The sequence below is a fragment of the Candidatus Viridilinea mediisalina genome, assembly GCF_002532535.1.
GTDB lineage: Bacteria > Chloroflexota > Chloroflexia > Chloroflexales > Chloroflexaceae > Viridilinea > Viridilinea mediisalina.
This window is the reverse complement of the sequence record NZ_NQWI01000198.1, coordinates 1-4,722: the sequence shown is the minus strand read 5'-3', so window position 1 is coordinate 4,722 and position 4,722 is coordinate 1. Positions and strand designations below refer to the sequence as shown.

5 protein-coding genes are annotated in these 4,722 nt (G+C 57.9%); all 5 read left to right on the top strand.

Annotation, left to right across the window (positions count from 1 at the left end):
- Positions 1-173: 173 nt before the first annotated feature.
- Positions 174-1,118: an ATP-grasp domain-containing protein gene (locus CJ255_RS21050; protein ID WP_097646043.1), complete on the top strand. Its 945-nt coding sequence runs from the start codon at positions 174-176 to the stop codon at positions 1,116-1,118.
- Complete coding sequence (gene hisG, locus CJ255_RS21045; RefSeq protein WP_097646042.1) at positions 1,115-2,140, top strand: ATP phosphoribosyltransferase; 1,026 nt, start codon at positions 1,115-1,117, stop codon at positions 2,138-2,140. Before CJ255_RS21050 ends, hisG begins: the two co-directional genes overlap by 4 nt.
- 13 nt (positions 2,141-2,153) lie before the next feature.
- On the top strand, positions 2,154-3,170 hold the full coding sequence (gene purM / locus CJ255_RS21040; RefSeq protein WP_097646041.1) for a phosphoribosylformylglycinamidine cyclo-ligase: 1,017 nt from the start codon (positions 2,154-2,156) through the stop codon (positions 3,168-3,170).
- Positions 3,171-3,349: 179 nt separating this feature from the next.
- Positions 3,350-3,874, top strand: coding sequence for a nucleotidyl transferase AbiEii/AbiGii toxin family protein (locus CJ255_RS21035; protein WP_245863642.1), 525 nt, complete (start codon positions 3,350-3,352; stop codon positions 3,872-3,874).
- Positions 3,875-3,893: 19 nt separating this feature from the next.
- The gene (locus CJ255_RS21030) at positions 3,894-4,646 is read left to right on the top strand and encodes a phosphoribosylaminoimidazolesuccinocarboxamide synthase (protein WP_097646040.1); all 753 of its coding nucleotides are present in this window, start codon (positions 3,894-3,896) and stop codon (positions 4,644-4,646) included.
- Positions 4,647-4,722: the final 76 nt, after the last annotated feature.

Genomic DNA, 4,722 nt, shown 5'->3' with positions numbered 1-4,722 from the left:
TGCCTAATGACCTTCAAGCGCATTGAGACGCCATGTCCGGCTATCAGCTATCGGCTATCGGCTATCGGATTTGGTATGAGACGGTGCTGCTGCTCATGGTACAATCGGGAGGAACAATAGCGTAGACGCCATCAGGTGACACCACACCTACACAACAGAGGGCAGGAACGCTCGTGGAGAACAAAAAGATTGGCGTTATTGTCGGGCGAGAGTGGTCGTGGCCACCAGCATTTATTGAAGAGGTCAACCGGCGCAATCAGGGTGTGCGGGCAGAGTTTGTCAAGTTGGATGGCACCGTGATGGGGGCGCCTTGTGATTATGCGGTGCTGATTGATCGGATTAGTCACGAGATTCCCTACTATCGTACCTTCTTGAAGACAGCCGCTCTCGCCGGGGCGTATGTGATCAATAATCCCTTCTGGTGGAGTGCTGATGATAAATTCTTTGGTGCTAGTCTCTGTACACGCTTGGGTATTGCCCATCCAAAGACCATAGCCCTACCGTCCCACTCCTATACTGATGGGGTGGTCAATGAGTCGCTGCGGAACTTGAACTACCCTATACCTTGGCAAAATCATGTTGACTACGTTGGCGGCTTTCCGGTCATTCTCAAGCCTGTGTCGGGAGGCGGCTTCAAACAGGTCTACAAGGTGAACAATTTCGAGGAGTTGTGGCAGGTCTACAACGAGACAGGCACCGAGTGTATGATGCTCCAGGAGTATATCGCCTGGGAGAAGTATGTGCGCTGTATTGTGCTTGGACGCAAGCATATCATGACGATCAAGTTTGATGCGAATGCCCCCTGGCCTCAGCGCTACTTCCGCGACGATCACTACCTGACGCCCGATGAGGGCCGCTTGGTAACCGAGTGGGCGCTGGAGTTGAATGAGGCGTTGGGCTACGATATGAATACCGTTGAGTTTGCGTTGAAAGGTGGCATACCTTATGTCATTGATTTCAACAATCCAGCCCCCAATTTTGATGTCAACGCGTTGACGCCCTACTACTTTGATTGGGTGGTCAAGACCATGGCCGATTATACGATTGAGTTGGCGCTGAAGGAACGGGGCGGGCCAGCAGGTTTTGATTGGCGTCAAGCCTTAGTTGGAGCATCATGACAGCAGCAAAGAACCAAGTGTTACGTTTTGCCCTACCCTCCAAAGGTTCAGGCTACGACGCTTCGCTGGCGCTACTGGAGAGTTGCGGCTTGCGTGTGGTACGTGCCAATCCCCGCCAGTATACCGCAACCCTGCGGGGCTTGGACGGGGTTGAAGTGCTGTTGCACCGCCCCACCGAGATTGTCGAGAAGGTAGCCGAGGGCGGGATTGAACTGGGGATCACCGGCTATGACATGGTGGTCGAACAGCGCGGCGACGACGAGAACCTGCTGGTCATCCTTGATGATCTCGGCTTCTGGCGGGTTGAGTTGGTCTTTGCGGTGCCGCAAGGCTGGATAGATGTGAGTAGTTGGCGCGATCTGGCCGATCTCGCGGCTGAAATGCGCTCGCAGGGCCGCCGGCTCCGCATTGCCACCAAGTATCCGCAGACGGTGCGCCGTTTCTGCCAAGAGCAGGGAATTACCCACTTTGAACTGATCGATTCGCAGGGCTCGACCGAAGCGGCGCCAAGTTTGGGCTATGCCGATCTGATTGCGGACATCACCGAGACGGGTACGGCAATCCGCGATAACAAGCTCAAGATTGTGGGCGGGCCGATCTTGCGTTCGCAGGCGGTACTCATTGGGAGTCGGCGCATGCTACGGGGTAATGAGGCGCACTTAGAGCTGGTGCGTCAACTGCTCGAGTTGATCGAAGCCCGGCGGCGCGGGCGGCTCTTCTACTCCTTGACCGCCAACCTACCCGGCAGTTCACTCGAAGCGGTGGGGCGCGACGTCACAGCGCGGGTCGAATTGGCAGGACTCCAAGGCCCAACCATTGCCCCGGTCTGGAGCAAATTTGCCGCAGCGGGCGCCGTGCCTCAATGGTACGCCGTGAATGTGGTGGTGCCCCAAGAGGAGATGCTACCCGCCATTGACCACCTGCGACGGATTGGGGCCGTGAGCATCACAACGCTGCCGGTGCAGCACGTCTTCCACGCACAGAGCGAGGCGTTTGTGCGTTTGTGTAGAGCTTTGGGGTAGGAGGAGAGACACCATGACCAACGCATACGCCGCCGCAGGCGTAGATATTGCGGCTGCTACGCGGGCGAAGGAGTTGATGGCTGCTGCGGTGCGGGCAACCCACGGGCCAGCGGTGTTGGCGGGGATGGGAGCCTTTGGCGGTTGTTTTGATCTGGGAGCAGCAGGGGTTGCTGGCTCCGGTATTCTGGTTGCCTCTACCGATGGAGTAGGCACGAAGACGTTGGTGGCGACGGCGCTGGGGCGCTATGCGAGCGTGGGCCAAGATTTGGTCAACCATTGTGTCAATGATATTTTGGTGCAGGGGGCGACTCCGCTCTTTTTCCTTGACTATGTGGCGGCGGCGCGGCTGGCACCAGAGCAGGTGGCAGCGATTGTGGGTGGTGTGGCGGCGGCTTGCCAAGCGGTAGGTTGCGCGTTGCTTGGCGGCGAAACCGCCGAGATGCCCGATGTCTATGCGCCTGATGGTTTCGATCTTGCCGGTACGATTGTGGGGATTGTTAGCCGCGAAGCCATGCTGCCACGCCCTAATATTGCGCCTGGCGATCTGGTACTTGCGCTGCCCTCCAGCGGGTTGCACACCAACGGCTACTCCTTGGCCCGCAAGATTGTTGCCCAGAGTGGCATGAGCTACCATGATCGTCCAGCCAGCTTGGAGGGACTCAGTATTGGCGAAGCGCTCTTGGCAATCCACCGCTGCTACCTGCCTGAAGTGCAGGCGCTACGGGCCGCCGTGACGCTTAAAGGACTCGCGCACATCACCGGCGGCGGGGTCTACGACAACCTGCCCCGTGCCTTGCCAGCGCACCTGGGCGCTACGCTTACCCACGGCAGTTGGGCGATACCACCAATCTGCACCTACCTGGTAGAGCAGGGCGACCTCAAGGAGCAAGAAGCCTACCATGCGCTCAACATGGGCTTGGGCATGCTGGCAATCATCGCGCCCGACGAGGCCCCTGCGGCCTTGGCGGCCTGCCCAGAGGCCCGCGTTGTTGGGGCGATCCGTGAGGGCGCTGGGGTCGCGTTGGTTTGAGTGATAGATATACCATTTACGATTGCAGATTGCAGATTGCAGATTGCAGATTGCAGATTGCAGATTGCAGAAGGAAAACCATGCACACGACCACAAAGACATTGCTCCAAATAGCTCTACGTCGTGCTGCACGCGGTACCGGCTCATCAACGGAATTTCTTGACAGGAGCCGAACGGCTATGATCCCCATCCCGGATCTTTACACGATTCTCGGCACGATCCGTTGGGTTCTTGTTGGAGGGATTGCGCTGCGTGCATACATCCCTGAGCGCATGACCTTAGATGTTGATATTATCATCCACGCCGATGATGAAGCCCCAGCTCGTGCTGCCTTTGGTGCGGCTGGCTACCGCATCACTGGGCCATTAAGCATAGGGGGCTTCACTGCCCACCCTAGTGATTCTACCGCGCCCATTGATGTACTCACCAGCACCGCACACTGGCTCGAAGAGGCACTCACTACTCCATCATTTGATACGGCAGGCTTTCCAGTGATGCCGCGTCCATACCTGATTCTGCTCAAGTTACAGGCCGGACGCTCCCAAGATCTCGCTGATATACAGCGTCTGTTACGCGGCACAAGTGCTGAAGAGCGCAGCCATATGCATGCTATGATTGCTCACGAAGCTCATGATCTCGTTGCTGATTTCGACGCGCTCTGTACACTTGCAGATCTGGAGTATGGTGGTTCATCCCCGCTATGAACTAAAAAGAGGCACGCTCATGAAACTCGGCCCACGCATCATTGAAGGAAAGACCAAGGTTGTCTACGCGCACCCAGAGGATGCTGCTCTCGCGCTGCTGGTGCATAAGGATGGTATCACGGCGGGCGATGGCGCACGGCGCAATGAGATTGCGGGCAAGGGTGCGCTGGCCGGACGTACTACGGCCAATGTTTTTGCGCTCCTAGCCCAGGCTGGTATTGCTACCCACTTTGTGGCTGCGCCTGAGCCAACGCTGACGCTGGTGCGACGCTGTGAGATGTTGCCCCTTGAGGTGGTGATGCGCCGTTTGACGACCGGTTCCTACCTGCGGCGCAACCCTGAAGTGGCCGAAGCGACGCGCTTTGATCCGCCGTTGGTTGAGTTTTTCCTCAAGGACGATGCCGCCCATGATCCTCTGATCTCCAGAACGGCTATTGCGGAACGTATGCTTGCTACGCCGAGTGAGATTGAGCAGATGGTTGCGACCGGGCTTGAGGTCTTTCGTCTGCTTGAGGCGGCATGGGCGCGCCTTGAGGTCACTCTGGTTGACCTGAAGATCGAGTTTGGACGCTTGCCCACGGGCGATCTGATTGTCGCTGACGTGATTGACAATGACTCATGGCGCATCTGGCCCGCTGGCGAAAAGGCGCGCATGCTCGACAAGCAGGTCTACCGCAATGCGGATCAGGTGGATGCCACCCTGCTGGCTGATGTCTCTGCGCGCTATGCCCAAGTGGCCGAGTTGACCGAGCAGTGGACGCTGGTGCGCTAGATGGCCCTCACCCCCTACCCCCTTCGGCAAGCTCTGGTTCGACAGGCTCACCAACCGGGCACCGCCTCTCCCGCGT